21 protein-coding genes are annotated in these 26330 nt (G+C 61.6%); 12 read left to right on the forward strand and 9 right to left on the reverse strand.

Annotated features, from left to right (window positions below):
• Positions 1-38 precede the first annotated feature (38 nt).
• The 4 genes from LPB73_RS27085 to LPB73_RS27100 form a co-directional block, all read right to left on the reverse strand.
• Positions 39-2264 carry a CHASE2 domain-containing protein gene (locus LPB73_RS27085; protein ID WP_231078780.1) on the reverse strand — a complete coding sequence of 742 codons (2226 nt, stop codon included), beginning with the start codon at positions 2262-2264 and terminating at the stop codon, positions 39-41.
• 10 nt (positions 2265-2274) lie between these two features.
• Positions 2275-3582 (reverse strand): HlyD family type I secretion periplasmic adaptor subunit, encoded by a 1308-nt coding sequence (locus tag LPB73_RS27090; protein WP_231078781.1) that lies wholly within the window; start codon positions 3580-3582, stop codon positions 2275-2277.
• A complete protein-coding gene (locus LPB73_RS27095; protein ID WP_231078782.1) occupies positions 3579-5357 on the reverse strand; it encodes a type I secretion system permease/ATPase in 1779 nt (592 codons plus the stop codon). Before LPB73_RS27095 ends, LPB73_RS27090 begins: the two co-directional genes overlap by 4 nt.
• Positions 5358-5473: 116 nt before the next feature.
• Positions 5474-9430 (reverse strand): VCBS domain-containing protein, encoded by a 3957-nt coding sequence (locus tag LPB73_RS27100; protein WP_231078783.1) that lies wholly within the window; start codon positions 9428-9430, stop codon positions 5474-5476.
• 447 nt (positions 9431-9877) lie between these two features.
• On the opposite strand from LPB73_RS27100, the gene LPB73_RS27105 reads away from it, so the two are divergent.
• Positions 9878-10678 (forward strand): transglutaminase-like cysteine peptidase, encoded by an 801-nt coding sequence (locus LPB73_RS27105; protein WP_414716918.1) that lies wholly within the window; start codon positions 9878-9880, stop codon positions 10676-10678.
• A 45-nt stretch (positions 10679-10723) separates the two neighbouring features.
• Here the strand turns inward: LPB73_RS27105 and LPB73_RS27110 are convergent, their stop codons facing one another.
• Positions 10724-12412 (reverse strand): methyl-accepting chemotaxis protein, encoded by a 1689-nt coding sequence (locus LPB73_RS27110; RefSeq protein WP_231078785.1) that lies wholly within the window; start codon positions 12410-12412, stop codon positions 10724-10726.
• A gap of 245 nt (positions 12413-12657) precedes the next feature.
• On the opposite strand from LPB73_RS27110, the gene LPB73_RS27115 reads away from it, so the two are divergent.
• Complete coding sequence (locus LPB73_RS27115; RefSeq protein ID WP_231078786.1) at positions 12658-13500, forward strand: SDR family NAD(P)-dependent oxidoreductase; 843 nt, start codon at positions 12658-12660, stop codon at positions 13498-13500.
• 17 nt (positions 13501-13517) lie between these two features.
• Positions 13518-14027 carry a cupin domain-containing protein gene (locus tag LPB73_RS27120; protein WP_231078787.1) on the forward strand — a complete coding sequence of 170 codons (510 nt, stop codon included), beginning with the start codon at positions 13518-13520 and terminating at the stop codon, positions 14025-14027.
• Here LPB73_RS27120 and LPB73_RS27125 read toward each other — a convergent pair.
• Positions 14008-14304 (reverse strand): hypothetical protein, encoded by a 297-nt coding sequence (locus LPB73_RS27125; RefSeq protein ID WP_231078788.1) that lies wholly within the window; start codon positions 14302-14304, stop codon positions 14008-14010. The two genes, LPB73_RS27120 and LPB73_RS27125, sit on opposite strands and share 20 nt — an antisense overlap.
• Positions 14305-14423: 119 nt before the next feature.
• Here LPB73_RS27125 and LPB73_RS27130 point away from each other — a divergent pair, with 119 nt between their 5' ends.
• Positions 14424-15227, forward strand: a complete 804-nt coding sequence (locus tag LPB73_RS27130) for a DUF4886 domain-containing protein (protein ID WP_231081264.1) — start codon at positions 14424-14426, stop codon at positions 15225-15227.
• Between the two features lie 107 nt (positions 15228-15334).
• Here the strand turns inward: LPB73_RS27130 and LPB73_RS27135 are convergent, their stop codons facing one another.
• Both LPB73_RS27135 and LPB73_RS27140 read right to left on the reverse strand, forming a co-directional pair.
• Positions 15335-16558 carry an LLM class flavin-dependent oxidoreductase gene (locus LPB73_RS27135; protein WP_231078789.1) on the reverse strand — a complete coding sequence of 408 codons (1224 nt, stop codon included), beginning with the start codon at positions 16556-16558 and terminating at the stop codon, positions 15335-15337.
• Positions 16546-16701: a hypothetical protein gene (locus LPB73_RS27140; RefSeq protein ID WP_231078790.1), complete on the reverse strand. Its 156-nt coding sequence runs from the start codon at positions 16699-16701 to the stop codon at positions 16546-16548. Before LPB73_RS27140 ends, LPB73_RS27135 begins: the two co-directional genes overlap by 13 nt.
• A 46-nt stretch (positions 16702-16747) precedes the next feature.
• Between LPB73_RS27140 and htpX the strand changes: the two genes are divergently transcribed.
• From htpX to LPB73_RS27160, 4 genes are all read left to right on the forward strand, one after another.
• Positions 16748-17680, forward strand: a complete 933-nt coding sequence (gene htpX / locus LPB73_RS27145; protein WP_231078791.1) for a zinc metalloprotease HtpX — start codon at positions 16748-16750, stop codon at positions 17678-17680.
• Between the two features lie 156 nt (positions 17681-17836).
• Complete coding sequence (locus LPB73_RS27150) at positions 17837-18916, forward strand: DUF4892 domain-containing protein (protein ID WP_231078792.1); 1080 nt, start codon at positions 17837-17839, stop codon at positions 18914-18916.
• A 186-nt stretch (positions 18917-19102) separates the two neighbouring features.
• On the forward strand, positions 19103-19525 hold the full coding sequence (locus LPB73_RS27155; protein ID WP_231078793.1) for a hypothetical protein: 423 nt from the start codon (positions 19103-19105) through the stop codon (positions 19523-19525).
• A gap of 53 nt (positions 19526-19578) precedes the next feature.
• Entirely contained in the window at positions 19579-20328 is a 750-nt protein-coding gene (locus LPB73_RS27160) for a cupin domain-containing protein (RefSeq protein WP_231078794.1), read from the forward strand.
• Positions 20329-20404: 76 nt separating this feature from the next.
• Here the strand turns inward: LPB73_RS27160 and sthA are convergent, their stop codons facing one another.
• On the reverse strand, positions 20405-21799 hold the full coding sequence (sthA, locus tag LPB73_RS27165) for a Si-specific NAD(P)(+) transhydrogenase (protein ID WP_231081265.1): 1395 nt from the start codon (positions 21797-21799) through the stop codon (positions 20405-20407).
• A gap of 275 nt (positions 21800-22074) precedes the next feature.
• Here sthA and LPB73_RS27170 point away from each other — a divergent pair, with 275 nt between their 5' ends.
• The 4 genes from LPB73_RS27170 (at position 22075) to LPB73_RS27185 (ending at position 26196) form a co-directional block, all read left to right on the forward strand.
• Positions 22075-23484, forward strand: a complete 1410-nt coding sequence (locus LPB73_RS27170; protein WP_231078795.1) for an MFS transporter — start codon at positions 22075-22077, stop codon at positions 23482-23484.
• A gap of 144 nt (positions 23485-23628) precedes the next feature.
• Positions 23629-24447: a chromate resistance protein ChrB domain-containing protein gene (locus tag LPB73_RS27175; RefSeq protein ID WP_231078796.1), complete on the forward strand. Its 819-nt coding sequence runs from the start codon at positions 23629-23631 to the stop codon at positions 24445-24447.
• Between the two features lies 1 nt (position 24448).
• On the forward strand, positions 24449-25846 hold the full coding sequence (chrA, locus tag LPB73_RS27180) for a chromate efflux transporter (RefSeq protein ID WP_231078797.1): 1398 nt from the start codon (positions 24449-24451) through the stop codon (positions 25844-25846).
• Between the two features lie 101 nt (positions 25847-25947).
• On the forward strand, positions 25948-26196 hold the full coding sequence (locus tag LPB73_RS27185) for a hypothetical protein (protein WP_093757628.1): 249 nt from the start codon (positions 25948-25950) through the stop codon (positions 26194-26196).
• Positions 26197-26330: the final 134 nt, after the last annotated feature.

The following is a 26330-nucleotide window of genomic DNA, read 5'->3' on the forward strand; positions in this document are numbered from 1 at the left end:
CTGGCGCAATACGCTTTGCTATTGTGCCCTACGTGGGATTACTTCGTCAGCAATGCAAACGAGCCGTTCCAGTCCGCTGGTGGCGGGGTCTCCTGATAGGCGCGGATGCGCTTCTCATAGAGATCGTAGAGCTTCTCAAGGGCATTCGCGACATCGGAATTGCGGCCGCGCTCGACGGCGTACAACGCGCCGTCCCAGTCGCGACTACGATAGCAGGCGAGCATTTCGATGGTCAGGTTGCGCAGCGTCTGGAAGCGCTCCGAATGCGTCACGTCCTCACGTCCGGCGATGGCGTAGATCACTTCCGGTTCTTTCTTGCCCTTCACCATGATGAAGTCGAGTTCGAGAATGGCGAACTTGTCCTTGACGGCGAGCGCGGTCTTCGAGCCGACGATGATCGGAAAGCCGTATTCCTTTGACTGGCCTTCGAGACGCGAGGCCAGATTGACGCTGTCGCCGAGCACCGAATAGTCGAAGCGCAGATCCGATCCCATATTGCCGACGACGCAGATGCCGGTATTGAGGCCGATGCCGACATTGATCGGGATATAGACGTGGCCGCCGTTCTCGGCCTCGATCTGGCGCAGTCTGTTCAGTGCGTCGATGCGATCCAGCATGTCGAGCGCGGCGTGGCAGGCATTGATCTGGTGCTGATCGTCGTCGAGCGGTGCATTCCAGAACGCCATGATGGCGTCGCCCATATATTTGTCGATGGTACCCTTGCGATCGAGGATTGCATTGGTCAGCGGCGTCAGGAAGCGGTTCATCAGCGTGGTCAGGCCATGCGGATCGTGCTTGTAGGATTCCGAGATCGTAGTGAAGCCGCGTACGTCCGAGAACATGATGGTCATTTCGCGCTCCTCGCCGCCAAGTACCAGTTTCTCCGGCGACTGGGCGAGCTGAGCCACCAGCGCCGGCGACAAATACTGGCTGAAGGCCGAGCGGATGCGGCGGCGCTGCGCCTGCTCGCGCACGAAATTGCTGAAGATCAGCGTGAGATAGATCAGTGTGGTCGAGAGCAAGGGATAGGTGAAGTCGATCAGCAGGCGGTGCTGCGTGTAGAAATACCAGGATGTACCGGCGAGCAGCGCCGCAAACACGGCGCCCATGATGATAAGGGTGACGGGGCCGAACATCGGGGCGAGCCAGATCACGATAATGCCGAGAATGATCGCAATGCACAGTTCGGCGCCACGCGTATAGGCGGGTTGCGACAGCACGGTCTTTGTGAGCGCACTCTCCAGCACCTGCGCATGAACCTCGACGCCGGGAATGACCGCATCGAGCGGTGTCGTCTTGGTATCGAGCAAGCCGACCGCCGAGGTACCGATCAGCACCAAATGCCGCGCGATCATGCCGGGTTGCACCGTGCCATCGAGCACGTCGGACGCCGACACATAGATACTGGGATCGCGCTTGGCGAAATGCACCCAGATCCGTCCTTCGCTGTCGGTGGGAATCTCCAGACCCTTGATCGCAATGCTCTTGATGCCGGCGCGGTCGGATTTGATCAGGATCGTGTCGGTGCCGGTGATGGCGCGCAGCATCTCGAAGCTCAGCGACGGCATGACTATGCCTTGCGCCTGCATCATCACGGGCACGCGGCGCACGAGACCGTCGCGCTCCTGACTGATGGTGAACAGGCCGCGTCCCATGGCTGCCTTTTCCAGCAGATCGATATTCCGGATCAGTCCGGGAAACGCCAACATGAATGGCTGCGGATCCCCGCCGAGCATGGCCAACCCCGTCAGGGGCAGAGACTTGTCGAGTTCCGAAACGACATAGGGCAGGCCGGACTCGCCAAGCACCACGCGCCCGCGCCGGATGGCGTCTGCCAGCACCTGATCGTTGCTGGGTAATGCTTTCAGTCGGATGCGCGTCTCGTCATCGAGCCCTGTAAAACTCTCCGCCGCCAGCGCAGGATTCAGCCGGTCCGGTTCGGGGAATACGATGTCGAAGCCGGTCACGACGGCGCCTAGCTGGTTCAACCTGGTGACAAGCTCGGCGATACGCGTGCGCGGCCACGGCCACTGGCCATATTTTGCGAGGCTCTTCTCGTCGATATCCACGATGGTAACGGGCTTCGCCGTCTTCACCCGCGGCTGGATCACCTGATAGGTATCGAAGACCCGCAGCCGCAATTCCTCGATGGCGGGTGGATCAGCGATGCGCAGCGACGCGAGGCCAAGCAGTAATACGACACAGAACGCACGTGCCCAACCGAACCGCTGCGCCAGCCGTCTCACTCGCCGCATGCGCTTCATGGGTGCAGGGTCATTTCTCGCGGAAGGCGCGCATCAACTGATCGCTCAGCGGCTTGGCGAGATAGGACAGCATGGTGCGGTCGCCGGTCTGCACGAAGGCTTCGACGGGCATGCCGGGGATCAGGCGCACATCGCCGAGCTTGGCGACTTCCGATGCGGGCATCGAAATCCGGATCGTGTAATAGCTCTGCCCGGTGCGCTGATCCGTCGTCGTATCCGGCGAGACGCGGCTGACGGCGCCGTTGAGCTCGGGCGTGGTGCGCTGGTTGAAGGCGGAAAGTCGCAGCAGCGTCTTCTGGCCGATCTGCAGCTTGTCGATATCCTGCGGATTGACCCGGGCTTCCACCGACAGATTGTCGGTCTGCGGCACGATCAGCATGATGGCGTCGCCCGCGGTAATGACCCCGCCGATGGTGTGTACAGTGGACTGCAGCACCATGCCGTCCTGCGGCGCGCGGATGTCGATGCGGCGCAGCTGGTCCTCGGCGGTGACCTTGCGTTCGACGAATTCGCCGATCTTGTCATTGGTCTCGCGCAGGTCCTTGGAGACCTCGCTGACGAGATCCTTGTCGATCTGGAAAATCTGCAGCTCGATCTCGGTGATTTTGCCCTTGGCCTGGGCGCGGGCGGCGATGAACTGTGCGCGTTCGCCGGCGAGGCGCGCGGCGTCGCGCTCCAGCACGGTCAGGCGCGAGATCTGCACCAGCTGTTGATCGAACAATCCGCGGACGCCGACCAGCTCCTTCTCCACCAGCGCTATCTCGCGGGTCTTGGCAGTTTCCTGCGCGGTGAGGCCGGCGATCTCCTCGTTGAGCTGCGCAATGCGTTCGCGCAGCTGCTGCTTTTGGCCGACGCGGCCGGTCGAGCGCACGTTGAACAGCTTGGTCTCGCTGGCGATGACGTTCTTCACGTCGTCATCCGCGATCTGCTCGATAAGCTGCGGTGGAAACGTAATACGATCGACGCCGCGCTGCTCGGCTTCCAGCCGCGCCGCGCGTGCCCACAATCCGTTGAGGTTCTTAGTGACGATAGCAAGGCCGGCTTTGGTGACGGTATCGTCCAGGCGCACGACGACATCGCCAGCCTTTACCAGGTCGCCGTCGCGGGCGCGCACTTCGCCGACGACGCCGCCGGTCGGGTGCTGGACTTTCTTGACGTTGGAATCGACGACCACCGAGCCGGGCGCGATCAGGGCGCCGGAGATCTGCGCGGTCGACGCCCAGCCGCCCAAACCGCCTGCCAGCACGAGGACGACGGCAAGGCCGATCATCAGATGGAGGCGAATGGAACGACGCGAACCTGTGAGCGGCGCACTCATGGCTTGGCAACTCCGCCGTCGGCGACGATCTTGATCGGCTGTGCTGCCGGGCGCTGCAGCACCTGACCCAGCACGGTCTCCTTCGGTCCGAAGGCCTGCATGCGACCATCCTTCAGCACCAGCAGCATGTCGACGCCTTCGATGCCGATCGGCCGGTGTGCAACGACGATGACGATGGCGCCGCGCGTACGGGCCGCGCGCACGGCCTTGGTCAGCGCTTCATCGCCTTCGGTGTCGAGATTGGAATTCGGTTCGTCCAGAACGATCAGGAACGGATCGCCATACAGCGCGCGCGCCAGCGCGATGCGTTGCGCCTGACCGGCGGATAGAACGCCGCCGTGATCGCCGACCTGCGTATCATAGCCTTCGCGCATGCCGACGATGAGGTCATGGACGCCGGCCTGCCGTGCCGCGGTGATGATATCGTCATCCTTCGCATCGGGATCAAAACGGCAGATATTGTCGGCAATGGAGCCTGCGAACAGTTCGACATCCTGAGGCAAATAGCCGATATGGCGGCCGAGATCGTCCGGCGCCCATTGGTCGAGCGCCGCGGCATCGAGCCGGACATGACCGCGCACCGGCTTCCAGACGCCGACCAGCGCGCGCAGCAGCGATGATTTGCCGGAGCCCGACGGTCCGATGATGCCGAGACCGTTGCCGGCCGCGAGCGCAAAAGTGATGTCGCTGACCGTGACCTTCTGCTCACCCGGCGGTGCGATGCTGACGCCTTCGATGGTCAGTTTCTGCGACGGATCTTGCAGCTGAGTCAGCGCTGCCTGGTCCGGCAAGGCGTATAGCAGCCCGTTGAGCCGATGCCAGCTCTGCCGGGCGGTGACAAAACCCTTCCAGTGCGCGATCGCCAGATCGACCGGCGCCAGCGCGCGGGCGCTGAGGATCGAGCCCGCGATGATGATGCCGGCGGTGGCTTCCTGATTGATCACGAGATAGGCACCGACGCCGAGCACCGCTGATTGTAGGATCATGCGCATGACCTTGGCGATGGCGCCGAGGCCGCCGGCTACATCGCTGGTGCGCTGGTTGCCGGCCAGATAGGTCTCGTTGGCCTCGCGCCATCGCTGCGTCAGACGCCCGGCCATGCCCATCGCGACGACGACTTCGGCATTACGCCGGCTGGCCGAAGCAATCCCGCTGCGACGTGCCGCAAGGCCGTTGGCCTCGCGCGCAGGTTCGCGGGTCATGATTTCTGTGAGGATCGTCAGGCCCACCAGCAGGATGGCGCCGACCAGTGCGGTGACGCCGATCATCGGATGAAACGCAAAGCAGATCGCCAGATAGAGCGGCAGCCAGGGCAGGTCGAACAGCGCGCTCGGTCCCATGCCGGAGAGGAACGAGCGAACATTGTCGAGATCGCGCAGCGGCTGCAGACCTTCGTTGTGTCCGCCGGCAAGGAGGGGCAGTCGCACCACGGTCTGGAACACGCGAGGGCTCAGCGCCTCGTCGAGCGAACTGCCGATCCGCACCAGAATGCGGCCGCGCAGCAGGTCGAGAATACCCTGGGCCACATAAAGCCCGCCGGCCAGGACGATGAGACCGACGAGAGTCGGCACGCTGCGGCTTGGCAGCACGCGGTCATAGACCTCGAGCATGAAGAACGAGCCGGTCAGATACAGGATATTGATCATGCAGCTCATCAGCCCGACGCCGAGAAAGGCGCCGCGGCAGGCCCGCAAGGCATCGCCAAGCTCGGTCCGCGCCGGCAGGCTGGAGGTTCGTGACAGGCCACGCTGCATCGTCAAACCTTTGCGGATCATGCGGACGGTCGCTCGTCAGGTACAAGCGCCACCCCAAGCCCCGATCTGACAGCCATTATGCCATCAGTCAGGCGACTTGTGCAGGTGCTGTCCGCGGGACGGTTAACGGTGCCGCGTTACGCCACGTTGGAATAGGGGTGGACGATGAAGTCGCTGGCGTGCAGCTGGGACATGTGCACGTTATTGAGTTGCAGCGTGTCACCGCCATCGAGATGGATCAGGGTATTGTTTCCCTTCTGCTCGATTCCGCCGGACAGCTCCCAAAGGGTCAGCTTCAAATCGCCGAAGGGGCCTGAAAGATTGGGCACACCACGAATGTGGTCGAGCACGATCTTGTCGGTGCCGACTTCGAAGTCCGTGACGATATCCCTATCGATTGATCCGCTATGCGACCCGAAGACGAATTGATCCGAGCCATGGCCACCCGTCAGCGTATCTTTGTTGACCGTTGCGAAGATAACGTCATTTCCGGTCGTGCCGTTCAGTGACACCTGCGTATTGGACTGGAGAGGTGCTGTATTGAAGATGAAATTGACATGTTCGCTAGCGCCGAATCCGTCAGTGACGGTGACGGCAACGGTCGCTTGAGGCGTTTCCGAACTGGTTGGTTTGAAGGTGAAACCATCTTCGAGATAATGATCAATAGACGAGAGTGATCCCGACTTCACCACAGTGCCGTTGATGTCCAGCTTATAGTTCTCACCGCTGGACCAATCTTTGTCCCACACGGACACGTCGGAAATCTTGAAATAGCCGCCGTGGAGCTTGGAAAGCTCAGCCGACGACGTATTGATGTCGGGCGCGTCATTGCTCCAGGTCATCTCGGTGCCACCGTGATGGTCGGAGTCGATGTCGAGATGTTTCAGCACGCCTGGATCGGTCAGCGTGAAATAGTCATTCTTGCCCCAACCGTAATGCACATCGACGACGCCGTCGTGCTGGTCGAACCAGAGCTGCCAGGGCGAGATGCCCTTCAGGTCGATCGTGTCGCCATAGGACAGACCGGATACCGTGCCGACAAAGTGAGAGCCACGGTCGAGGATCAATTCGTCGCTGCTGACGCCGGAGAATGTCACATTGGCATCCGACCAGCCGCCGAATTCGAGATTGCCGCCGCTGATTTTCGCGGTGCCGTGACCGGTGACATTGCCGCCGATCTCGAACAGGCCGGCATAGGCTTCGATGGTCCCGTAATTGACCAGATCGCCTTTGATTTCGAGACCGCCGCAGGAATTCGATTCAATGGTGCCGCAATTGATGAAGTCCGAAAAACGAACGTCGATGACCAGCTTGTAGTGCGTGTCAGCAATGATGTTGCCATGATGCTGGTTGGTGATGTCGAGATGTCCATCGCCCAGCCTGCCGTAGCCGTCGATCGTATTGTCGACGTTGATCAATTTGGCATCGGTGGTGCCGCCGGAAATCCTGTCGGCAGATCCGGCCAGTGTCACCCAGCCGCCGCCTTCAAGCGTAACGGTATGATCAATCACGAGCGCCGCGCCGGACGGTGTGTAGAAGTCATCGATGACGATGGTGCCGGTATTCTGTACGATGCCAGTAACTTCCAACGAAGTGCCGGGCGCGAGCTCAATGTTTCCCGCATTGATGAAGTCGTTGGAAACAGTCAGCGTATGCGCACCACCCGAGGTCGTCAGAAAAATCGAAGTGCAGGCGGCAATCAGCAATGATCCGACAACCGCGTTAACGTCGAGATTAATGTTTGTGTCCGTGTTGATCAGCACGATCTGGGACGTCGTTGGAACGCCTTGCGACCAGTTAGTCGGGTCGTTCCAATTACTGGTTTGTGCCCCCTCGGTCTCGATGAGCGCGAAAGTGCTGTTCGTGCCTGATCCAATCCAGATATTGGCTGCCAGCGTAACTGTTATCGTCTGATTGACCGTGCCGCCGTGACCATCGGCAATGGTAACCGTGAACGTTTCCGTCACTATACCGTTGCTTGAAGCGAGAAGTGCCGCTTCTGCTTGGGCGGGGTCTGCATGATAGGTCCAGCCAAAGCTGCCACCAGAGCCGTCACCGGTGCCCGACGTGATCGTGCCAAAACTCAATGAGCCGATCGTCGTTGCGCTACTCGTTGACGTGATCTGATGTACATCGGTGAGATCGGCGTCGGAGAATGCGATGTCACCTTGTGCAGTCACGCCGCCGGTGCCGATCGAATCTGCAGTCGCGGCAGCGGTGGTACCAGTAGATACGATCACCGGTGCGTCATTCGTGCCCGTAATCGTAATCGTCTCGGTCTGCGCCACACTCGCGCCATGGGGGTCGATGACGCTGTAGGTGACAGTGATCGTCGCCGTCTGGCCCTCGCCAAGATAGGCAAAGGCGTGTGGATCGACATGGAGGGTGGTGCCGGTCAGTGTCACGCCGGTCGGTGCGGCCTGTTGTGCGGTGCCGCCATTCAGCGCGAACTTGAGGTTGCCAACGGTCAGCGTCGCCGTTTCGCCGAGATCGGCGTCTGATGCGCCGGCGAGCAGATCGAAGCTCTGCGGGGCAGCGCTCTGCGTTGCGGCGCCTGTCAGCGCAGATGCAACGACCGGCGCATCATTGGAGCCATCGACCGTGAAGGTCAGCGTCTCATGGGTCGTGTCCGGTCCCGACTGGCTGTCGAAGCCGATGGTGTAGACGGCCTTCTGTCCTGCGGCGAGGAACTTGAACGCTGCCGGATCGTAACTGACATGACCGGTTTGTGGATCGACGGTGACCAGCGATTTGAGGTCAAGCGACGTGGGTGTGCCGCTCGGACCGCTCGCCGAAATGATATGCGCGGTGCCCGGCACATAGGGTGTCGCAACGTCGCCGCTATCCGGATCGGTGATCTGGACCTGATCCTTGATTTCAAAGCTGGTCTTGTCGACCGGCAGCATCACGACAACCGGAGCGACGGTGACGATCGGCGCGGTGTTGAAGTGCGTGAAGGTGACATCAATCGGTGGCGTAGTGGAACCATCGCCCTGCAGCTTGATCGGGACGGTGTAGGGCTGGTTCGGCAGAAAATCCGGAATAATGAATTTCAAGGGATCCGGACTGGTGCCGGAATTGGGATCGCTCGGAGATGAACCGCCGCCGGGTCCGCTGCGCGGATTGGCGTTCGGAACGTAGTTCGGGAAATAAGTCTGCAGCGTTTGCTCAATGATCGCCCGTGCGATCGGCGTCAGCGGATCGGCGATGCCTGTGGATGTATCGCCATTGCCGAGCACGCTGGTGACCTGACCGGCCGCATTGACGGTGCCGATCGCCTGGCCGCTGGTCTTGCTATACAAAACGTAGGAGCCGGTCGCGCCGTTGGGCTCGACCAGAACCTGGAATTTCACCGGCGGTGCGCCGCCCTGTCCGGGCACTTCGAAACCGATTTCGACCAACACGGCGGTGCCGCGGATGCCCATCGTGGCAACCGGCGTATCGACGCGCATGTTGCCATGCTTGGCAGTTTCGCCGGCAACGAAAGTGATCGTGCCCTGCACGAGGCTGAGGAGGGATGAGTTCGCCGATCCCTGGGGATCGTAGACCATCTCGTTCAGCACCATGCGTGCATTGGCCGAGAGGCCAAACACGGTGCCATCGATGAAAGTCATGGTCAGCGATGAGTCTGCGCCAGCCTGGACCACGTCGCCCTTCTGCACCTGATCGCCGACATTGAGCATCACGGAGACGCCATTGCGGATCGCAGTCGCGCTGCCGGCTAGCTTGCTAACAGTACCAATGACTTGCGCGGCAGCATTGGCGCCGCCGCCGAGCTGGGCGACCTGCACTTCGCCGACGAGGGCAGTAACGAGGTCGCCGGACAGCTGCGCGCCATCGGGCGACGACAGAGCTGCGCGCAGTGAACCCTTGAAATAGTCGGAGACGACGTGTTCGTGTCCGTCCTTTGACAGGACGAGGTCGACGCCTGAGCGCTTGTAGTCGCCGGAGAACAGCAGGTTGGCATCCTGCACCACAATCGCGGAACCGGCCGTATGAGCGGAAAACGTATGGCCAATACCGCCGCCGCCAGCCGTTGGTTCGGCCGGAGCATCGCCAGATTGCGAAAATTCGAATGGACCCGCGTAGTTCAATTTCTACCGCGCATGGTTATGGTTATTAATTAGCTAATTTGCGAGCCATGCATACCACCGCGGGGTGCAATGCGATAGTGGACGTCTGCGCATCACTTTTTCAAGCTATCGCCCGCTTTGTGAAATCATCCGGATACCACTGATCCATATAGTGAATTTTCGTTAACGATGTTCCGAGTTCAGGCTGTGTTCCCGGTTCCGGAAATCGACGTCGCTGGAACGAATCCGTGAGGTAATATAATCCCTCCCGTACGAGCCTTTCGGCCATTTCGATAAAATTGTCGTCAAGCCGGTTAGCCCTCCTTCAGCCTGTCCGCGAACTTCGCCGACCCGGCTAACCCCTTTTAATCTCGTCGAAAATTAGCCGCCTCAAGATGGCCCCACAAATGATCCGGTCACGTGCGAGCAGCCCTGCTTGCCGATGCCCGGACAGACGGGGCGTCTATGATGTGGACTTCTGCTTTTGCGCGGGTGCGCTGCGCGTCTGTGCTGGCCTTGGGGCTGGCGATTTTCGCGGCACCCGCTGATCTCCTGGCCGGAACGGCCTTTCCTGACCAGGCGATCGACGCAGTCGAGCGGCCTGCGGAGCCGTTTGGCCTCGCCACATCGTCGCTGCCGGAAGGCGAGCTCAAAGCCAAATGGCGCGGGGTGGAACGCGAGCAGGACGACGAGCAGCTTGCTGTCGAGCTTTGTGCCGAGACACCCGTCCGCTGCTCGCCTGAGGCCGCGAAGTTTCTGGATATCGTCGGCGATGCCAGTGCTCGCGATGGTCGCGCCCGCATGGGTGAGGTCAATCGCGCTATCAATCTGGCGGTTCGGCCCGGTGATGATCTTGTGCTCTATGGCGCAACGGATGTCTGGCGCTCGCCGCTGGCACTGTTCGCCACGGGTGCCGGCGATTGCGAGGACTATGCCATCGCCAAGTTCACCGCATTACGTGCCGCCGGCGTTGCGGCCGAGGATCTGCGCGTTGTGATCCTGCGCGATACGCTGCGCCAGGAAGACCACGCTGTTGCGGCCGCCCGTCTCGATGGCCGCTGGTTCATGCTCGACAACCGTCGCATGGCGATGGTCGAGGACGTCAACATGAAGAACACCCGGCCGCTCTTCGTGATGGATCACAACGGCATCCGTCAATATGTCGATGCGCCGCTGCTGGCAGCTACGCAGCGTCCCGTTGCGGATGAAGCAGCTCTGACCACGCTGGCATCCAGCGCCAAAAAGACATCGGGCCGCCCCGCGCTGTAAGCGGAACGGCCCGTATCGATCGAAGGTTTCGATCGCTCGCCTGATTTAGGCCGCGCGAACCTTGGTCAGGAAGTCTGTCACCGCCGATTGCAGCATGCTGGCCTGCCCGTCGAGCTCGCGCGCGCCGCTGAGCACCTGGCCGGCCGCTTGTCCCGTGGCGGAGGCTGCTGCGTTGACGCTGCCGATATTGGTGGCGATTTCGCTGGAGCCCGTGGCTGCGGCCTGAATGTTGCGGGCGATTTCGCGGGTCGCAGCGCCTTGCTCCTCGACGGCTGATGAAATCGCCATCGAAATCTCGCTCATCTTCTCGATGGTCGCACTGATATTGCCGATTGCCGAGACGGCATCTCCGGTCGTCGATTGCATGCTGGCTACCTGCGCCGAGATTTCCTCCGTTGCCTTGGCTGTCTGGGTTGCCAGGGCCTTCACCTCCGAGGCAACGACCGCGAAGCCGCGCCCCGCTTCGCCGGCACGGGCGGCCTCGATGGTGGCATTGAGCGCCAGGAGGTTTGTCTGTGCTGCAATCGTGTCGATCAACTGAACCACAACGCCGATCTTTTCGGCTGCGCCGGACAGGAGCTGAACCGTTGCGTTGGTTCGGTCTGCCTCGCCGACGGCCTGCCGCGCGATCTCGGTCGATTGCGCGACCTGCCGCGAGATTTCCTCGACGGACGCGGTCAATTCTTCCGCTGCAGCGGCAACGGTCTGCACGTTGTTCAGCGCCTTCTCGGACGCCATGCTGACGCTGGCGACGCGATCGGTGGTTTCGCTTGCGGTGTTGGTCATGGACGATGCGGTGGCCTGCATTCCGGCCGCGGACGTCGCAACCGATTTCACGACGCCGTTGACGCTTTGCTCGAAGCCATCGGCAAGGCTGTTCATCGCCGACTTGCGTTCGGCGGCGACGCGCTGCTGGACGGCGACCTCTTCCTGCTCGAGGCCGTGCATGCGGATCGCGTTGTCCTTGAACACCTGCACCGTCGTGGCCATCGCACCGATCTCGTCGCGACGGTCGGCGCCGGGGATCTCGGCTTCCAGCTTGCCGTCAGCGAGATCCCGCATGCGGGTGCCGAGTTGGCTCAGCGGCCTCGTGATGCTGCGGGCGATAAACCAGGCGATCAGGCCGGCAACAACAGCGATACCGAGGATCGCTGTCGCCAGCGACCAGATGATCGGCGTCATCTTGGTATCGAGGTCGTCGAGATAGGCGCCGGTGCCGACGAACAGATTCCAGTCGGGCACGGCAACCGCATAGGAGAACTTGCGGATCAATTCGGTCGTGCCCGGCTTCATGTATTCGTAATACAGCGTGACATCGCCCTTGGCGGCGACGCCGTCGCGCAACTCGCGGGTCAGCGCACGGCCGTTGGTCGGGACGTCCAGCCGGTTGGTGCCGAACTGCTTCGGATCCGGCGTCACCAGCGCGATTCCGTTCATGTCATAGGAGAAGACGTAGCCGTTGCCCTTGTCATAAGTCATCGTGCGGGCGCGCTTGACGAATTCCTGGATTGCAGCATCCTTCGTCAACTCGCCGGCTGTCACCTGCTTCTGCAGACCGAGCGCCATGTTGCGCGCCGTTTCGACGATGGCGAGAACCTGCTCCATGCGAGAGCTGCGCATCTCGGCGCTGACGAGACGCGTCGCCTGCACGCCGGCGAGGCAGAGACCGATCAGAGTGACGGTGACGAGAAGCCCGAGCTTGGCAGAAATCGGCAGGTTATTGAGCAGCTTCACGGAAAAGGTCTCCAGCAATCGCGAGCCATGCTTGGATGGCGGTACAATGCTGCACGATACGCAGATGCGTCTTAGAACTTCCTTAATCGTAATTCTCGGGACTCTCCGACGGTTGTGGCTTGGAAAGTGCGCCGCTTCATCTGCAAATTCAGCGGGCTGCGAGTCGCGCTGACTCAAAATACGCCTTGCGCGGGCGCAGGTTCGGGGCGTCAAATGCCGGCCATAAAAACAAACGGGGAAACGACATGGGGCGTCTCGACAACAAGGTCGCTGTCATCACCGGTGCGACGAGCGGTATCGGGTTCCGTACAGCGGAAATTTTCATCGCGCAGGGTGCGAAAGTTGTGATTGCCGGGCGTCGTGCGCCGGAAGGCAATGCGCTTGCTTTGAAGCTCGGCGCAAATTGCAGTTTCCGTCAGACCGACGTTACCGATGAAGCGCAGATGAGTGCACTGATCGGTCACGCGGTCGAGAAATTCGGCCGCATCGATTGCCTGTTCAACAATGCCGGCGGTCCGGCGCAAACCGGTGGTATCGAAGGCCTCGACGTCGATCGTTTCGATACGGCGATGGCGACACTCGTACGCAGCGTCATGCTCGGCATGAAACATGCCGCCCCGCATATGAAGAAACAGGGCTCGGGCAGCATCATCAACAATGGCAGTATTGCCGGCCGGCTCGCCGGCTATTCGTCCTCGGTGGTCTACGGCGCCGCCAAGGCCGCGGTCATCCATCTGACCAAATGCGTGGCGATGGAGCTCGGTGAGAGCGGTGTGCGCGTCAACAGCATCTCGCCAGGCGCCATCGCGACCGGAATCTTCGGCAAGGCGCTGGGACTATCGGTGGAAGCAGCCGAGCAGACGCCGGCGCTGATGCGCGAGGCGTTCAAGGCTGCGCAGCCGATCCCGCGCGCTGGTCTGCCGGACGATATCGCCCATGCCGCGGTGTTTCTGGCGAGCGATGAATCCTCTTTCGTCAACGGCAACGATCTGGTGGTCGATGGCGGTGTCACCGGCGGTCGTAACTGGAGCCAGCAGCAGCAGGGCTATGTCGCGATGCGCAAGGCGTTCGGCCAGGACAACGGCTGACGGGCACGGAGCGAAGAATGTCCATCACATGCGATGCGCTCGCACCGCGGCTGCCTGAAGCCCGCTATGTGTCTGTTGCCGTTGCCGCAGGACTGATGTGTGCGATTGCCCTTGGCAAAGCACTTCCGACGACAATGGACGCCTTGTCGATTGTTCTGGCGCCGCTTTGCGCCGTCAACGCTGGCTCCAGCGCCAATCCCGGCGATGCGGTGGAACTGATCACGTCGCATGCGCTGCCGAATGTGCCGGGAAAGCGCGTGACCATTGTGCGCGTGTCCTATGGCCCCGGCGGCTTCAGCGCGCCGCATCGTCATTCCGGCACGGTGACAGCCTACATCACCAAGGGAGAGATTCGCTCGCAGCTCGGCGGCGGGCCGGTCGAAACCTTCAAGGTTGGGCAGTCATTCTTCGAGCCGCCGGGCTCGACGCATCTCGTCTCGGCCAATGCGAGCAATACGGAGCCGGCCGAGCTGATCGCAGTGTTTGTGGCCGATGAAGGCGCGCAGCTTACGATGCCGCTGGACTAGTTGCGGTGATCGAGGCTGGCGTCTTTGGCATGACGCGTCCATGCCGTTGCAGGAAGGACAAGCCTGCGGCCGTCACTTGAACGACGGAGCCATGTCCGGCGATGTGCATGCGTGTGGCAAATCCGCGGTCGATGCAGTCTTCCCACACCGTCAGTCGCGGGCACGACGTCCGCCATGCATCGAGCACGTCGGCATAGGATCTGGGTTCGCGCGTGATCCATTCCAGGAGATCAAGGATCAGGGGATCGAGGTCATGGGAATCGAGCTCATGGGGCATGCGGTGATCTGCCTCCCGCGATCGAGGCCGGCGCAATCCGCACGGCCCTGTGCTATCGATACGCATATACGCATATAATAAGAACCGGGAGACATTCCATGTCCAGAACTTTGCGAGTCATGCTCCTCGCTGTGGCAACCCTTGCTGCCATGGCCGGTGCGCCCGTTGCGGTGCAAGCGCAGACCAAACCCAAGGTCACGTCGCTGGGACCCGATTTTCCGAAGACCGAGATCTTCATCGGCAACAGCTTCTTCTACTTCAACAACAGCATGCACAGCCACGTGCTGGGGATGGTGCGCGCTGCCGATCCCGCCAACAGGACGAGCTACCAGGCGACCTCGGTGACCATCGGCGGCTCCGGCTTCGAATGGCACGATGTCGAGAGCTATTTCCGACCCAACGCAATCGCGTCCTATTCCTTCGACGATAATAACAACATCATCTTCAACAAGCGCGAGCGGTTGTTCGATGCTGCGATCATGATGGATTGTAGCCAGTGCCCGATCCATCCCAAGCTGAAGTCGGTCTTTACTGAATATGCGAAAAAGGATGCGGACATCGTCAGGGCACATGGCGCGAAACCGGTCTTCTTCATGTCCTGGGCCTATGAAGACAAGTCGGAGATGACGCAGCAACTGGCCGAGGCCTATACGGTCGCCGGCAATGATAACAATGCCTTGGTGATTCCGGCAGGTCTGGCATTTGCGAGGGTGCGCGCGAAGCAGCCCGAGCTCAATCTGTACCAGCCCGACAGGCGTCATCCGAGCATGGCAGGCACATACCTTGCGTCCTGCGTGGTCTTCGCCGCGCTGACGGGCCGCTCGCCGGTGGGCAATCCGTATCTCGCGGGTCTCGATGAAGCGACTGCGAAGATGCTGCAGACGGCGGCGTGGGAAACGGCGCAGGATTATTACGGGAAGTGAGTGCCACATTCTCCGTGATGGCCGGGCTTGTCCCGGCCATCGACGTCTTTGCCTGGTGGTTTAAGACGTGGATACGCGGGACAAGCCCGCGCATGACGGAATTCTAACTACCCCTTCTTTAGATCCGGCGCATTCACCAGCGGGATCGCCACGCGTCCCGGTCCCGTCAGCGGCAGCGCCGCGGCTGCTTTCTCGTTGGCCATGATCTTGGCCATCACGGCCTGGCCCGCGCGCTCGAACACCTCGCGGTTCTCGATCACGAATTGCTGCGACTTGCGTAAAGACGCGATGTAGCCGTTGATCTCCGGCACCACATAGCGCGCCACCATGTCCCAGCTGCGCCGTGTGTTCTCCGGATTGGCCCAGTCATGCACGAAGCCGATGATGGTACCGACACCGCCGGAAACCTGCATCAGGTTCTTGATGGTTTTGATGAGGTCATCCGGCGTGCCGATGGTCGACGCCGCATTCTCGCCACCTGCGGTCTTCTCGACCGCGTCCTCGGGTGAGGTGAAGGGTTGCAGGCCCGGCCGCTGCAGCGTGCCGACATTATATTCGTTGTGCCATCGCATCAGGCCGGGGCCAGCCTCGCGCTCTGCCTGTTCGCGGGTCTCCGCGATGTGCCAGGATAGCAGCACGCGCCAGTTGGCGCGGTCGACCGTGGTGCCGTGCTTCTTCGCGGCATCCTCCGCAAAGCCCCATTGCGTCGGCAGTGCCATCAAACCCTGTGTCGACATCGAGCCGAGCGAGATGATGCCGATGCCGTATTTGCCGGCCAGCGTCATGCCCGAGGGGGAGATCTGCGACGCAACCACGAAGGGCATCTCCTCCTGCAGAGGCAGGATCTGCAGCGCGGCGTCGTTCATGGTGAACCAGTCGCTCTTCGCGGTGACGCGCTCACCGTTGAACAGACGGCGGATGATGGCGATGGCTTCGTCCTGGCGATCGCGCTGGGTCATCGGGTCGATGCCGAGTGTATGCGCGTCGGAAGCGAGAGCCCCGGGGCCGGAACCGAAAATGGCGCGGCCGCCGGTCATATGGTCGAGCTGCACCATGCGCTGCGCGACATTGTAGGGATGATGATAGGGCAGCGAGATCACACCGGTCCCCAAGCGAATGCGCTTGGTGCGTTCGCCTGCCGCGGCGAGGAACATCTCCGGCGAGGCGATCATCTCCCAACCCGACGAATGATGCTCGCCGCACCAGAATTCATCGTAGCCGAGCGCATCGAGCTGCTCGACGAGATCGAGGTCCCGCCGGAACTGCAGCATTGGATGTTCGCCGATCGGATGATGCGGTGCGAGAAAGGCGCCGAACTTCACGCGAGCCATAGTGTTTCCTCTTTGTAATGTTTTTTAATGTTTTCGTTGCGCAGCCTATGGCCACATGTCGCGGCATTCAATGCAATCCGCTGCATGGCCGCGACGCGCTGCCGCACAATGCCGCCTTGCGGAACGATCGGGCCGATCACCATTTGATGGCTGCACCGCAGCGTTTCCCGCAGGCGGGCAGGAGGACCAATGAGCTACTTCAAGACCGCGATTCTGCTGGCTGGCATGACCGCCCTGTTCATGGGTGTCGGCTATCTCATGGGCGGTGCGTCGGGTGCGACGATCGCACTGGTGGTCGCCGCCGGCATGAACATGTTCGCCTACTGGAATTCGGACCGCGCGGTGCTGTCGATGCACGGCGCCCAGCCGGTCGATATCAGCAACGCGCCGGACTTGTATCGCATGGTCGGCGAACTCGCTCAGAACGCCGGCCTGCCGATGCCCAAGACCTACATCATGGACAATCCGCAGCCGAACGCCTTTGCGACCGGTCGTAATCCGGAGAATGCCGCCGTGGCCGTGACCACCGGTTTGATGCAGCAGCTGTCGCGCGAAGAGCTCGCCGGCGTGGTGGCGCATGAGCTGGCGCATATCAAGCATCACGACACGTTGCTGATGACCATCACTGCGACCATCGCCGGTGCGATCTCGATGATCGCCCAGTTCGGCATGTTCTTCGGCGGCAACCGCAACAATAATGGCCCGGGCATGATCGGCCAGATCGCGCTGATGATCCTGGCGCCGCTCGCCGCCATGCTGGTGCAGATGGCGATCAGCCGGACGCGCGAATATGCCGCCGACGAGATGGGCGCGCGGATCTGCGGCCAGCCGATGTGGCTGGCCTCGGCACTGGCCAAGATCGACAACGCCGCGCATCAGATTCCCAATGAGGATGCCGAGCGTGCGCCGGCGACCGCCCATATGTTCATCATCAATCCGCTGTCGGGGCGTGCCATGGACAATCTGTTCACCACGCATCCGGCGACGCAAAATCGAATCGCAGCGCTGCAGCAGCTTGCGGGGCAGATGGGTGCTCAGTCGCAGGTACCGACGCGTTCCGCGCCTCAAGCAACCGGCCCGTGGAACGGCGGCAGTCAGACGCGCCGCGGTCCGTGGGGCTAAACCCGTTTGGACTTAACGAGATTGGTCGCCGCGCAGCACCGTTCGGTTCAATGAAAACCGGACATGGCTGCGCGGCCATTCGCTGCGCTTTAGTCCGCTTGTTTACATGTCCCAAATCGTCATCGTGAGCGCTCCTGAAACGGGGACGCATGACTCATGCTCGGACGCATTCTGACGGTTGGCTTGTTTGTTCTGTTCGGTGCGTGTGCGGCACAGGCCGATGCGACGATTCCCAACAAGGATGTTCCCGGCGCGCGCGATAGCGCGTTGTTGAAGCGTTATGACGGTTCCTTCATCATCAGCTACGAGCGCCTCGCCTTCACTGACTTCACCATCCCGCTGTCGAAACTGGAAAAGACCGGCGATAGCGATCGCGATCGGATGAACAATCAGGTCTACAAGCCGAACAAGCTGCTTGAAGTGGAAGGCGCACGTACGCGCATCACCTATCTGCTGCCGGCCAACCGCTCGCCGCTCGAAGTGCTGCGGAACTATCAGGATGTGGTCAAGGCAGCCGGCGGCGAGGTGCTCTATAGCTGCAAGACCGATGACTGCGGCGGCGATCCGACGCGCTCGGCTGCGGGCGGCGGCGGCGATATGAGCCTGCTGATGTATTTCGTCACTGAGGCGCAGTTGAAAGACGGTGATTTCTCCAATGGCAAATGCGCCATGGCGTCTCATCTCGACGATCAGCGCTTCTTCGCTGCCAAGATCCCGCAAGCTGGCGGCGAAGCCTATGTCACCGTGCAGACCTATCTCGTGAAGGACGATCTCTACTGCAAGGCCTTCAACGAACGCACCGTGGCCGTCGTGCATATCGTCGAGCCGAAGCCGCGTGAGCAGAAGATGGTGGTGGTAAAGGCCGACGAGATGGCGAAGACCATCGGCTCTACCGGCCGCGTTGCGCTGTACGGGATATTCTTCGATACGAGCAAGGCCGACCTGAAGCCGGAATCGTCGCCGACCCTGCAGGAGATTGCAGGGCTTCTGTCATCCGATCCTAAGCTTGCCGTGCTGATCGTTGGCCATACCGATAATCAGGGCGCCTATGACTACAATCTCGATCTGTCGCGCCGCCGTGCGGAGTCGGTTGTGGCGGCGCTCACCACGAGCTTCCGCGCAGATGGCAAGCGCCTGCGCGCAGCCGGTGTCGGCATGCTCGCACCCGCAGCATCGAATGACCAGGATGACGGCCGCGCCAAGAACCGGCGTGTGGAGGTCGTCAAGCTGAACTGATCGCAACGGATGTGCGGCTGGGTGGGTTCGCCCGTGTCAGGTTCTTCGGATAGGCGCTGTTCTGTTGGAGAAGGCATATCTCTCCGGATTCGACCAAAGCCCAATAGTGTCGAAGAGGCCCACGGGGATATTGGTGTCGGAAGTTGATGGAAAGGTTGTTGCCCGGACAGATAGAAGGGTAATTGCATGACGCCCGATGCCGTCGCCTTGGCCTCTATGGTCCTTCTGATTTTCTCGATGGGCTTCTTTCTGCTGTCGTCACCGGCCTTTCTGCTGGTGAGGCTGGATATCCCGGAAGTGACTCAGTTACTGCGGGGCCTGTTCCGCTCTTATTTTCTGATGGTCGCTATCGCCGGTGTCATCGCGACAGGGGCTTTTGCACTGGCTGGTCGACTGGTTTTCACCATCGGCATCGGCTTGATCGCGGCTTTTGCGATCTGGGCGCGGGGCTGGTTCTTGCGGCGGATGGATAGCCAGCTGAGTGCCAGAGATGCCGGTGATGCCGAGGCCGTGCGCCGGCTCCGACGGATGCATTGGGGCGGCATGCTGTCGAACGCATTCCAGCTTGCCGCCATTATCGGCAGCATCCCCTACGTCATGTCGGCCTGATCAGCCTCGCGGCACAGCGATGTGCTGACGATAAAGCGCGATGGAGAATGCAGATGAGCAAGTTCTCATGGCGGTGGTTGTCACGTGAGAAGCCTAAGGCTTCGAATGCTGGGTCTCTGGATGCCGCGCAGGGTACCGAACGATTTGCAGGCAGCGATCGGCGCCAACTGCTTCAGGCGCTTTCGGTGATCGCCGGTGGCGGCGCTTTGGCCGCGCTGCCGCAAAGCTCGGATGCGAAAGATGCGAGCGAGCTGCCACCGCCCAAGCGGGTCGTGACTGGCCGCGATGAAGCCGGCAAGTCGGTGTTCAAGTCCTTCGATGTCACGTCCAAGGTCGTGGAGATCGATGCCAATCCCGGCCTGACATTCTACGAACTCTACATGACCGAGGGAGTGCCCGGACTTACGGGCCTGGAGCCGGACCCGATGCTCAAGGGAACGCGCGCTTTTCCCGGCCCGGGAGGAACGATGTTTCGTCTGATTTCGTATCCGCCCAAGCGGCCCGAAGGCTGGAAGCCGCCGCCCGGCGTCACAATGGAAAGCGGGCTGCGCGAGTTGTCGGACAAGGTCCCGGGCATGGGGGATCATTTCGAGCGCGATGCACCAGGCATGCACACGTCGGATACGATCGATTACGGAGTCGTGGTTCGCGGCGAGATGACGCTGGAATTGGACGATGGTCAGAAAGTCCATTTGCGTCAGGGCGACTGCGTCGTGCAGAACGGGACACGCCATCGCTGGCGCAACCCGTTGCCGGAGCCCTGTCTCATGGCGTTCATCTCGATTGGTGGCAAGCGCAGCTAGGAGAGTGGGGCTGCCTCAGTCATTCCCGGCTCGTGCTCTCGGCTGCGCCGAGACTGTGCTCCGGAATGACAAAGAGTTACCTTGCCGTCATCCTGTTCCACGCATCCAGCCCGGCGATCTTGTAGGCCTCGGCCAGCGTCGGATAGTTGAACGTGTTCTGGATGAAGTAGTCGATCGTGCCTTTGAGATTGAGCACGGCCTGGCCGATATGGATCAGCTCGGTCGCGCCTTCGCCAAGGATATGCACGCCGAGCAGGCGGCGGGTCTTGGTCGAGAAGATCATCTTCATCATGCCGCTATCCAGGCCCATGATATGGCCGCGCGAGGTCTCGCGAAAGCGCGCGACGCCGACCTCATAGGGAATGCCCTTCTGGCGGACTTCCTCTTCGGTGAGGCCGGTCGTGGAAATCTCCGGCACCGAATAGATGCCGTAGGGAAAGAACTCCGGGGGTGCCAGCGGCTCCATCCCGAGCGCGTGGCAGGCGGCAACGCGGCCTTGCTCCATCGATGTGGAGGCCAGTGAAGGAAAGCCGATGACATCGCCCGCCGCATAGATATGCGGCACGCTGGTCTGCAGCGTTACGGGATCGACGGCAATGCGGCCGCGGTGATCGACGGTGATGCCGGCAGCATCGAGATTGAGCCGGTCGGTGGCGCCGACGCGGCCGGCGGCGAACAGCAACATCTCGGACGTGACGTTGCGGCCGTCAGCGAGCCGGGTGACGATCTGGCCATGTGCGTTCTGCTCGATCGCATTGACCTTGGAGCCGAGCCGCAGCGCGACATTGCGATCGCGCAGCTCATGCATGAATTCGTCGATCAGCTCCTTGTCGATGAAATCGAGAAAGGTCGGCCGCGGCTCGATCAGGGTCACGGCGACATCGAGCGCGCTGAAGATAGTGGCATATTCGACACCGATCACGCCGGCGCCGATCACCGCGAGGCTGCGCGGCAGTTTCGGCAGGTCGATGATCTCGTCGCTGTCGAATACCGTCTTGTTGTCGAACGGGACATAATCCGGCCGGAACGGGCGGGTGCCGCAGGCAATCAGGATATGGCCGGCGGAGACATTCTTGATCTCGTTCTTCTCGTTGGCGATCTCGATCTGGTGCGGTCCGGTGAAACGTGCCTCGCCGAGCGCCGTCTTCACGGCATTGCGGCTGAACTGATGCTCCAGCACCTCGACTTCGTGGTCGAGTGTCTTCTGCAGCCGCACGATCAGGTCATGGGCGTCGATGTCCTGTTTCACCCGATAGGAACGGCCGTAGAAGCCGCGCTCGCGCCAGCCGGACAGGTTGAGCACGGTCTCGCGCAGCGTCTTCGATGGAATGGTGCCGGTATGGACCGAGACGCCGCCGACTCGTCGGCCCTTCTCCACCACCAGCACCGATTTACCGAGCTTGGCGAACTGGACGGCAGCGCGCCGGCCAGAGGGGCCGGAGCCGATCACGATCGTGTCGTAGTCATACATCGAAGAGGCCTCGAAACCGGAAGGGCCGGCATATGCAATTGCTTCGCCATGCAGCAATCGGGCCACAGGCGGCATCTTCCTGCACGAGGAATGCAAATTCGGTGTGACTTGGACCGGGAGATCGACCTGCGAAGCCGGGCCTGCGGTCAGCGCCACCAATTCCGACGGGAGAGTTCAATTGAATAAAGCTACCTCCGAGGTAATCGACGCGATGACTGGAAGCTGGGATCAAAGTGGACGGCTGCTTCAGGCCGACCGTTGAGCGAGGCGCTTCCATGCACCAGATCGTTGCCAATCCTGTCGACTCCACGCGCCGCTGGTGGGTGCTGGCGATCGTCGTTGCGGCGCAGTTCATGTTTGGGGTCGATGCCTTCATCGTCAATGTCGCGATCCCAACCATCGCGGTCGAGCTTCGTGCCAGCGCGGCGCAGATCGAGGCCGTGATTGCGGTCTATCTGATCGGATATGCGACGCTGGTGATCACCGGCGGTCGACTCGGTGACATCTACGCCACCAAGAACGCCTTTCTCGCCGGCGTGCTCGGCTTCACCCTGGCGTCACTGTGGTGCGGGCTCGCGCAATCCGGACCGGAGCTGATTCTAGCGCGGCTGGCGCAGGGCGCCACTGCGGCGCTGATGGTGCCGCAGGTGCTAGCCACCATCCATGTGCTGTTTGTGGATGAAGCCCGCGCCCGCGCCTTCGCTGTTTACGGCATCGTGCTTGGCCTTGCCGGCGCTGCGGGCTTTCTGCTCGGTGGCCTGCTGGTGACGATGGACCTTGCAGGCCTCGGCTGGCGTGCGGTGTTCTTCGTCAATGTACCGATGGGGCTTGTCATCATCGCGGCGGCGTGGCGGCTGATGCCATCCGTTCCTCGCCGTCCAGGCACGCGGCTGGATATAATAGGCGCGCTGGTGCTGTTCGCCGGATTGCTCGGTCTGATCGGCCCGCTGCTGTTCGGGCACGAATTGCACTGGGCGCCGTCGGTGTGGCTGGCGATGGCTACGGGTGCGGCAGTGATCGCCGGCTTCGTCAGGCTGGAGCGCCGCGTCGCGCTGCGCGGTGGCATGCCGCTGATCGATCTGGCGTTGCTCGCTGATGCTGCTTTCATGCGCGGGCTGTGCGCGGTGTTCTTTTTCTTCTTCGCCAATCTGTCATTTTACCTCGTGATGACGTTGTTCATGCAGAACGCGCTGCACATGCCGCCGTTGCGGGCAGGTTTCGTTTTCGTACCGCTGGCGCTGGCCTTCGTTGTCGCATCGCGTCACAGCGGCATGCGGTCGCGTCATCGTGGCAGGCTGGTGCTGATCGAGGGGTGCGTGGTGCAGGTCATCGGTCTTGCCGCGCTGGCCGCAACGGTGCCGGCCGCGAACGCGTCGTCTGCATCGCTGCTGGCGGTGCCGCTTGCCGTGTTCGGTTACGGCCAGGGTCTGGTCATGGCGCCGCTATCCAGTGCCGTGCTGTCGACCGTGCAGACGTCGAGCGCGGGAGCCGGCTCGGGCATGTACGGCACCACGACGCAAATCGCCAATGCAGCCGGCGTTGCTGCGATCGGCGCGGTCTATTTCGCGGTGCAATCCGCGGCATCGGCGGTCATCGCGCTGCTCGCAAGCTTCGCATTGTGCGTGTTGTCGGTCACCGCCAGTGCGGGCTTTCTGCTATGGATGCGCCGGGCGGGCAACGCATAGAATTCCAGCACGGCGTTTGATCGTCCAGCGCGCGCCTTGACAGGTCAATCGCGATGGCTTGATATTGGGGCATGGGGACAAAGCGATCTCCCCACGAGGCGACATGCCCAAGTATCGCGTCCCGCATTCCTGCAAGGACGCGCCATGTCATCGATTAACAGCATTTCCGTTGAAAAACTCGCTCGCCTGATTGGGACGCCGAAATGTCCCGCGCTCGTCGATGTCCGCACCGACGAGGATTTCGCTCAGTCGCCGTTTCTCCTGCCGGGTTCGGTCCGGCGGCCATTCGGCGACGTGAATGGCTGGGCCGCGGCGCTGCGCGGTCGGTCCGCCATGGTGATCTGCCAGAAAGGTCTCAAGCTCAGTCACGGCGTTGCCGCGCTGCTGCGCGATGCCGGTATCCCGGCAGAGGTTCTGGAAGGCGGGTATCTCGCATGGGAGAGTGCAGGCCTGCCGCGCGTTCCCACCAGCAAGTTGCCGCCGCAAAACCCGCAGGGCCGCACTTTGTGGGTGACGCGCGAACGCCCAAAGATCGATCGCATTGCCTGTCCCTGGCTGATCCGGCGTTTCATCGATCCGGCGGCGCTGTTCATGTTCGTTGCGCCGTCGGAAGTCTCGGCCGTCGGCGAGAAATTTGATGCTGCACCGTTCGATATCGAAGGCGTGTTCTGGAGCCATCGCGGCGAGCTCTGTACCTTCGATGTGATGATCGAGGAATTCGGCCTCGCCACGCCGCCGTTGCTGCGACTGGCTACCATTGTCCGCGCGGCGGATACAGCGCGGCTCGATCTCGCCCCGGAAGCGCCGGGCCTGTTGGCGGCGTCACTCGGCCTGTCGCGGATGTATGCCGACGATCTCGAGCAGCTTGAGGCTGGACTGCAGCTGTACGATGCGTTCTATCGCTGGTGCCGCGATGCCAGCACCGAAACCCACAACTGGCCGACAGCAAAGACGAAAGCTTGAGATGGCGGAAGCAACTTCGGTCACACCACCGGCCATTCCCGAGCCGCAGACCCACGGCGTTTCCTTCTCCGAGGCGTTTTCGGTGTGGCTGCGGATCGCATTGCTTTCCTTCGGCGGTCCGGCCGGGCAGATCGCGGTGATGCATCGGATCCTGGTCGACGAGAAGCGCTGGGTGTCGGAAAGCCGTTTTCTGCATGCGCTGAACTATTGCATGCTGTTGCCGGGCCCGGAGGCGCAGCAGCTCGCCACGTATATTGGCTGGCTGATGCACCGGACCGCCGGCGGGCTGATGGCCGGCGGGCTGTTCATCCTTCCCGGTGCGATCTGCATCATGGTGCTGAGCTGGATTTACGCTGCATTCGGCAATGTCGGCTTCGTCGCGGCGCTGTTCTTCGGTTTGAAGGCCGCGGTGCTCGCGATCGTGCTGCAGGCGGTGGTGCGGGTCGGTAGCCGCGCGCTGAAGAACGACGTGATGCGCGCGCTGGCGGCCATCGCCTTCCTCGCGATCTTCTTTCTCGATGTGCCGTTCCCGGTGATCGTTTTCGGTGCGGCAGCGATTGGCTTCCTCGGCGGTCGGGCCGGTCTGCCGGCCTTCACGGTGAGTGCGGGTCACGGGTCATCAGGCGGAGGCGACGCTGATAGTTTGCTCGGAGATCAACTTCCTCTCCATGCCCGGCCAAGTGTACGGCAGTCGCTCATCGTTGCGACCGTCTGGCTGGTGCTGTGGCTCACGCCCGTCGCTGTGCTGCTCGTGGCGTTCGGCAGCAATGACGTGTTCAGCCAGATTGCCGTTTTCTTCTCCAAGATGGCAATGGTCACCTTTGGTGGTGCCTATGCGGTTCTCGCTTATGTCGCGCAGCAGGCCGTCGATCACTACGCATGGCTGAAGCCGGGCGAGATGCTCGATGGCCTTGGCATGGCCGAAACCACGCCTGGTCCGTTGATCATGGTGCTGCAATTCGTGGGCTTCATGGCTGCCTTCCGCGCACCGGGGGTGTTGCCGCCGCTGCTGGCGGGCACGCTTGGTGGATTGCTCGCGACCTGGGTGACCTTTGCGCCGTGCTTTCTCTGGATTTTCCTCGGGGCGCCGTTCGTCGAAACTCTTCGTGGCAATCGCGCGCTGAGCGCCGCGCTGGCGGCGATTACCGCCGCAGTGGTCGGTGTCATCCTCAACCTGGCGATATGGTTCGCCATCCACACGATGTTTCGCGACGTGAAACCTGTTCGTGCGCTCGGACTCAGCTTCGACATGCCGGTTCTGCACAGCGTCAACGGATGGGCTGTCGCGCTGTCGGTCGCGGCGCTGCTTGGGGTCTTCTATCTGAGGATTGGTCTGCTGCAGATCCTGTTGGCTTGTGCAGGCGCGGGCGTGCTTTTGCACATTGCCGGCCTGGTATGACCTCGCGAAACCGTGTGCGGAACCGGTAATTGACGGCCGACGGAACAGGAACGTTTCGAACCACGTCGCGTTGAAGGCCGTTCACTCAACAGGAGCTGACCATGCGGAAAACCATTCTTGTTGCGATCTGCGCCACGGCCATCGGCGCTACTCCGTTCGCAGCCTTTGCTCAGGCGACCGGCCCCTCCGGCCAGGATTCGACCAAGATGGGCACCGGCACGACGGCGAAGGAAGGCGAGACCAAAGCCACGGGCACCCAGGGAATGTCGAAAAATAGCGCGAAGAAGGATTCCATGCACAAAGACGGCATGAAGAAAGACAAGATGATGAAGAACGAGATGAAACAGTAACTCGTCATCTCTCCCCGACTCGCCCCGTATGACCTGGCCATGTTATGGCCGGCCCTGCGGGGCTTCCTTTGCAATATAGGTAATTTCGGAAGCGTCCGTGGCGCCTCTCGTTTCGTTGATAGGTATATTGAAAC

This window comes from Tardiphaga sp. 37S4, assembly GCF_021044645.1.
GTDB classification, from domain to species: Bacteria; Pseudomonadota; Alphaproteobacteria; order Rhizobiales; family Xanthobacteraceae; genus Tardiphaga; species Tardiphaga robiniae.

Bases quoted from the DNA above. Each gene is read 5' to 3' on its own strand.
- LPB73_RS27085 (WP_231078780.1), bottom strand. From the start codon at position 2,264: ATGAAGCGCATGCGGCGAGTGAGACGGCTGGCGCAGCGGTTCGGTTGG.
- LPB73_RS27090 (WP_231078781.1), bottom strand. From the start codon at position 3,582: ATGAGTGCGCCGCTCACAGGTTCGCGTCGTTCCATTCGCCTCCATCTG.
- LPB73_RS27095 (WP_231078782.1), bottom strand. From the start codon at position 5,357: ATGATCCGCAAAGGTTTGACGATGCAGCGTGGCCTGTCACGAACCTCC.
- LPB73_RS27105 (WP_414716918.1), top strand. From the start codon at position 9,878: ATGTGGACTTCTGCTTTTGCGCGGGTGCGCTGCGCGTCTGTGCTGGCC.
- LPB73_RS27115 (WP_231078786.1), top strand. From the start codon at position 12,658: ATGGGGCGTCTCGACAACAAGGTCGCTGTCATCACCGGTGCGACGAGC.
- LPB73_RS27120 (WP_231078787.1), top strand. From the start codon at position 13,518: ATGTCCATCACATGCGATGCGCTCGCACCGCGGCTGCCTGAAGCCCGC.
- LPB73_RS27125 (WP_231078788.1), bottom strand. From the start codon at position 14,304: ATGCCCCATGAGCTCGATTCCCATGACCTCGATCCCCTGATCCTTGAT.
- LPB73_RS27130 (WP_231081264.1), top strand. From the start codon at position 14,424: ATGCTCCTCGCTGTGGCAACCCTTGCTGCCATGGCCGGTGCGCCCGTT.
- LPB73_RS27135 (WP_231078789.1), bottom strand. From the start codon at position 16,558: ATGGCTCGCGTGAAGTTCGGCGCCTTTCTCGCACCGCATCATCCGATC.
- LPB73_RS27140 (WP_231078790.1), bottom strand. From the start codon at position 16,701: ATGGTGATCGGCCCGATCGTTCCGCAAGGCGGCATTGTGCGGCAGCGC.
- htpX (WP_231078791.1), top strand. From the start codon at position 16,748: ATGAGCTACTTCAAGACCGCGATTCTGCTGGCTGGCATGACCGCCCTG.
- LPB73_RS27150 (WP_231078792.1), top strand. From the start codon at position 17,837: ATGCTCGGACGCATTCTGACGGTTGGCTTGTTTGTTCTGTTCGGTGCG.
- LPB73_RS27155 (WP_231078793.1), top strand. From the start codon at position 19,103: ATGACGCCCGATGCCGTCGCCTTGGCCTCTATGGTCCTTCTGATTTTC.
- LPB73_RS27160 (WP_231078794.1), top strand. From the start codon at position 19,579: ATGAGCAAGTTCTCATGGCGGTGGTTGTCACGTGAGAAGCCTAAGGCT.
- sthA (WP_231081265.1), bottom strand. From the start codon at position 21,799: ATGTATGACTACGACACGATCGTGATCGGCTCCGGCCCCTCTGGCCGG.
- LPB73_RS27170 (WP_231078795.1), top strand. From the start codon at position 22,075: ATGCACCAGATCGTTGCCAATCCTGTCGACTCCACGCGCCGCTGGTGG.
- LPB73_RS27175 (WP_231078796.1), top strand. From the start codon at position 23,629: ATGTCATCGATTAACAGCATTTCCGTTGAAAAACTCGCTCGCCTGATT.
- chrA (WP_231078797.1), top strand. From the start codon at position 24,449: ATGGCGGAAGCAACTTCGGTCACACCACCGGCCATTCCCGAGCCGCAG.
- LPB73_RS27185 (WP_093757628.1), top strand. From the start codon at position 25,948: ATGCGGAAAACCATTCTTGTTGCGATCTGCGCCACGGCCATCGGCGCT.